Below are 1,200 nucleotides of genomic sequence, written 5' to 3' on the forward strand. Positions count from 1 at the left end.
GTAGATACCATCTCTCCGAACCATCCGTAAAGGGTTATGTAACCACTTGCGGGTGGTATTCGCTTTGATGTTTTACAACACCAAAACAAATCTGTACCAGCTTGCGCATTCCAGCTCCTAAAGCCTGCATTTTACTTTTACCGTTTTCCATTAGGCGCTGATATTGTACCTGGATATCCGGGTTATATCTCAAGCAAACAACTGCCGCCATATACAGCTTTGCTCTGACATTAGCGGGCCCTTGTTTACTTAGACGGCTACGGCCTTTCCATTGTCCAGACTGTTGTATGCGGGGGACTAACCCTAAAAATGCAGCAACTTGCCCCGCTGTTCTGAATGAACGGCTGTGCAGCACGCTAAGCATTAAACGGGAGACTATCGGTCCTACACCCGGAATGCTTTCCATCAACTGGCGATCTTTTCTCAACTGTGGGTAGCGACCAATATGGTTGTCGATATCATCTTCAAGTCGCCTTTTCTCCGCTTTAAGCTGTTCGATCATCAGGTTTAATGACCCAATGACACGCTCTGAAGAACAGTTAAACTCGGCTTTCTCCAAGCGATTAGTCTCGCGGTTTAAATCTGTCTCCAACGATTCTAAGCGTGCCAGAAGTGCTTTTAATTCACGAATTTCCGGGCGTTCCGGCTGCCAGAGTTCAGGATGCATTCTGTGACAATAGAGAGCTAATATCTGGCTGTCTTTGGCATCCGTCTTGTGAGTATTACCCAGACTGGATGCAAACTCTTTAGTTCGGGCTGGGTTAACAACACAGATCTGATAGCCGCGCTCAAAAAGATAATGAGCAAGATTTTCATGGTAGATACCGGTTGCTTCCATCAACACGGTAATCTCACTGGGATCAGCTTTGGTCAGACTTGTAAGCCAGATGTCTAAGGCCTTGCTGTCTGCCGCATTATTCTTAAATACTTTGGTTTTGAATTTGTTTTTTTCCGCGTCACGTAACCAACAACAATCGAGTTTGGCTTTACTGATATCAATACCGATATAATGCATCTCTCACTACCCTTGTACATGCAGCATCACTGAAAACAGGTGCTTGGATACCATTCAATGTATAAGAACAAAAGAGTCTGGGCGCTGATCTACATAACAGCATCAGGTGCTAAGGTCGGACTCAGCATCACCAAACTCACCGGAACAGAGGTAGCTAACCTCAACTCCAGGAGAGATACAAGGTC

The 1,200-nt window shown here is 45.5% G+C and carries 1 protein-coding gene; it reads right to left on the bottom strand.

Annotation, left to right across the window (positions count from 1 at the left end; all coding sequences use genetic code 11):
• Positions 1-34 precede the first annotated feature (34 nt).
• Positions 35-1,015: an IS110 family RNA-guided transposase gene (locus BZJ21_RS15300; protein ID WP_077460419.1), complete on the bottom strand. Its 981-nt coding sequence runs from the start codon at positions 1,013-1,015 to the stop codon at positions 35-37.
• Between the last annotated feature and the right edge of the window lie 185 nt (positions 1,016-1,200).

Origin of the sequence: Salinivibrio costicola subsp. alcaliphilus (genome assembly GCF_001996185.1) — a bacterium.
Lineage (GTDB): Bacteria > Pseudomonadota > Gammaproteobacteria > Enterobacterales > Vibrionaceae > Salinivibrio > Salinivibrio costicola.